The organism is Sandarakinorhabdus sp. (assembly GCF_041689835.1).
In the GTDB taxonomy this organism is placed as follows: Bacteria; Pseudomonadota; Alphaproteobacteria; order Sphingomonadales; family Sphingomonadaceae; genus Sandarakinorhabdus.
The window spans coordinates 1-2,961 of record NZ_JBDNFM010000147.1 but is presented as its reverse complement, the minus strand read 5'-3'; the positions used below and the strand labels follow the sequence as shown (position 1 = coordinate 2,961).

Below are 2,961 nucleotides of genomic sequence, written 5' to 3'. Positions count from 1 at the left end.
TTTCACACATATATTATCGATTGGATTTCTATCTCGCACGGCGGCATTGGGCAAGTGTCGGACTGGGGATTTACTCCACCTGCCAGCTTTTCACCCTTCAAACTGCAAGGATGCCCTCATGGCTCTCACTGTTGGCGATACCGTTCCTTCCTTTGATCTGCCTGTACAGCAGGGCGTTGCCGCGCTGCCGAACGGCGAAAGCCTGAACATCACCACCGCCTATCCCGGCAAGTGGAAGATCCTGTTTTACTGGCCCAAGGATTTTACCTTCGTGTGCCCGACCGAAATCATCGGTTACGGCGATCTGCTGGGTGATTTCGCGGATCGCGACGCCGTGCTGATCGGCGCCTCGACCGACACCGATTTCGTGCACTTTGCCTGGCGCAAGAGCGACGAACGCTTGGCCGCCTGCGATTTCCCGTGGCTGGCCGACAACAGCAAGCTGCTGGCCGACGCGCTGGGCATTATCGTGGCCGGTGCCGGCGTGCCGCTGCGCGCCACCTACATCATCGATCCGGACAACGTCATCCAGCACGTCACTGCCAACGGCCTGAACGTGGGCCGCAACCCGGCTGAAACCCTGCGCATCCTCGATGCCCTGCAAACCGACGAGCTGTGCCCGTGCAACTGGACCGAAGGCCAGGACACGCTGAAGCCGGCCGCATGACGGCGAGTGGGCAGCGCGACCGCGCTGCCCACCGACCCGTCAAAGGCCGGCCAGCGGGCGCAGGCGGGCGCCTCCGCGCCCAAGCGTGACCCGTCTGACGTCAGCCACGGCTTTGCCGTGGCCGCCTTGTCCATGAAAGCGATTCTCCCATGATCTTTTCCGAACTCGCCAAGACCTTGCCGGATTACGCCAAGGATCTGCGCCTCAACATCTCCAGCCTGCTCACCGAACAATTGCTCACCGACCAACAAAAATGGGGAACCATCGTGGCTGTTGCCCATGCCTGCGCGCACAAGCCGCTCATTGATGCAGCGGAGGCTGAAGCCGCCACCAAAATCAGCCCGGAAGCAATGAATGCCGCCAAGGCCGCTGCCAGCATCATGGCGATGAACAACATTTATTATCGCTTCACCTACATGGCTTCGCGCCCCGATTACAAAACCATGCCGGCCAAGCTGCGCATGAACGTGATCGGCACGCCTGGCATCGAAAAAGCCGATTTCGAGCTGTTCAGCCTTGCGGTTTCAGCCGTGAATGGCTGCGGCATGTGCATCGATGCGCACGACAAGGTGCTGGCCCAACACGGCGTGGGTGCGGACAAGATCCAGGCTGCGGTGCGCATCGCCGCCGTTGTGCACGCCGTGGCCCGCACGCTGCAGGCAATCTGAACACGCGCCGCATGCTGCCGGCCGACAGGAAAGGCCAACCATCCTCGGCGGGATGGCTGGCCTTTTTGTCGCAGGAGTGTTAAATTTTACGCAAGTTGCGGGCAATTGCCGCCCTGCCAAAGGCGCGTCATGGGTTTGATCAGTCTTCTCGATTCCGTGAAACAGCGCGATCCCGCGCCGCGCTCGCGTTGGGAAATCCTCACCTATCCGGGTATCTGGGCGCTGGGCGGCCACCGGATCGCCCACGGCCTGTTCCGCTTGCGGTTCTTTTTTCTGGCACGGCTGATCAACCACATCGCGCGCATGTTCACTGCGATCGACATCCACCCGGGTGCCCGCATCGGCCGCAATTTCTTCATCGATCATGGTTTTGTGGTGATCGGCGAGACTGCCAAAATCGGCGACAATGTCACCATTTATCAATGTGTGACGCTGGGCGGCACCGATCCGGCGGGCGGCCTGGGCGGCAAGCGCCACCCCACCATCCTCGACGGCGCCATCATCGGTTCGGGTGCACAGGTGCTGGGGCCGATCACCGTTGGCGCCAACGCCCGCATCGGGGCCAATGCGGTGGTGACCCGCGATGTGGCCGAAGGCGCCACCATGGTCGGCATCCCAGCCAAACCGATTGTTATGGCAGCCGAAGATTATGCCAAGCCGTTCCTGCCCTATGGCACGCCGTGCGCGCAGAAATTCGATCCGGAGACCCAGAAATTGGAACTGCTGCGCTGCGAAATCGACCTGCTGAAGGCGCGGCTGGACGATCTGACCCGTGCAGAACAGCGCAGCAAGGCCGGCTGAAGCAGACGACTGGTTGACCCCGGCCGCGCCCCGCGCCACATCCGGGGCGTGAGCACCATTATCCTGTTGACCCCTGCCCCCGGCGTTAGCCAGGTCGCTTTCACACGGCAGGAACTTGATCGCATCATGTCACTTTATGGCCGCATGGTCGCGGCCGGCATATGGCGTGATTATGCGTTGGAACTGGGCGCGAAACAGGCCAGTTTCTCCGCCTTCCGCCGCTCTGCCGAAAATCCCGAAGTGCGGTTGGTGAAGGACCCTGCCCTGCGCCAACGCCAGGGCGAATGGGTGCTTTATGGCGAAGGCGGCGTGGTGCTGAAGCGTGGCCACGAACTTGCCGGGGTGCTCGCGGTGGTGGAACGCCGGCTGGTGAAGGCGATCGAAGCCTAGACGACGGCGTGCGGCAACCGGCTTCGCCAAGCCTGCGGCAGCAGGCGCAAGAGCAGCCCGCGCACCGGACGCCATGCCGCCGACAGCAGCACCAGCATCAGGCCAATGATCAGCAGGCCGATGCTGGAACCAATCGGAATGGCCCCGCCCTGCCCCACCAGCGCCTGCACAGCAAAGATCGCATAGCCCAGCGCCGACACGATCAGCGCGCGGCGATCGATAACAAGCGCAACCAGCGTAAGCAGCACAAAGGCCAGCACGGTGATGCTTGCTGCCGCCGGACGGCCGGAACTGTCGGCAAGGCCGGTGCCGGTGAACAGCGCATGGACCAGCATCGGCGCCGCCAGCATGTGCAGCCAGAACGCCACATCAGAGCGGCGCGTGACGCGGGCAAGATCGCGGCTGTCGAACCACATCGCCAGCGTTAACACGCCG

The 2,961-nt window shown here is 62.6% G+C and carries 4 protein-coding genes and 1 pseudogene; 4 read left to right on the top strand and 1 reads right to left on the bottom strand.

Features of this window, described 5'->3' with window-relative positions; translation table 11 throughout:
- Window positions 1-118 precede the first annotated feature (118 nt).
- The 4 genes from ACESL8_RS08115 to ACESL8_RS08100 all read left to right on the top strand — a co-directional run bounded on the left by ACESL8_RS08115 (window position 119) and on the right by ACESL8_RS08100 (window position 2,526).
- Window positions 119-667: a peroxiredoxin gene (locus tag ACESL8_RS08115; RefSeq protein WP_372917662.1), complete on the top strand. Its 549-nt coding sequence runs from the start codon at window positions 119-121 to the stop codon at window positions 665-667.
- A 149-nt stretch (window positions 668-816) separates the two neighbouring features.
- Window positions 817-1,335, top strand: coding sequence for a carboxymuconolactone decarboxylase family protein (locus ACESL8_RS08110; protein ID WP_372917660.1), 519 nt, complete (start codon window positions 817-819; stop codon window positions 1,333-1,335).
- 129 nt (window positions 1,336-1,464) lie between these two features.
- Window positions 1,465-2,136 (top strand): serine O-acetyltransferase EpsC, encoded by a 672-nt coding sequence (epsC, locus tag ACESL8_RS08105; protein WP_372917658.1) that lies wholly within the window; start codon window positions 1,465-1,467, stop codon window positions 2,134-2,136.
- A gap of 48 nt (window positions 2,137-2,184) precedes the next feature.
- Window positions 2,185-2,526 (top strand): DUF2794 domain-containing protein, encoded by a 342-nt coding sequence (locus tag ACESL8_RS08100; protein ID WP_372917656.1) that lies wholly within the window; start codon window positions 2,185-2,187, stop codon window positions 2,524-2,526.
- Here ACESL8_RS08100 and ACESL8_RS08095 read toward each other — a convergent pair.
- Window positions 2,523-2,961 (bottom strand): annotated as a pseudogene (locus ACESL8_RS08095) (hypothetical protein); the annotation flags it as partial. The gene ACESL8_RS08100 and the pseudogene ACESL8_RS08095 sit on opposite strands and share 4 nt — an antisense overlap.

Excerpts from the sequence above, each read along its gene's own strand:
- epsC (WP_372917658.1), top strand. The coding sequence starts at position 1,465 with ATGGGTTTGATCAGTCTTCTCGATTCCGTGAAACAGCGCGATCCCGCG.
- ACESL8_RS08115 (WP_372917662.1), top strand. The coding sequence starts at position 119 with ATGGCTCTCACTGTTGGCGATACCGTTCCTTCCTTTGATCTGCCTGTA.
- ACESL8_RS08110 (WP_372917660.1), top strand. The coding sequence starts at position 817 with ATGATCTTTTCCGAACTCGCCAAGACCTTGCCGGATTACGCCAAGGAT.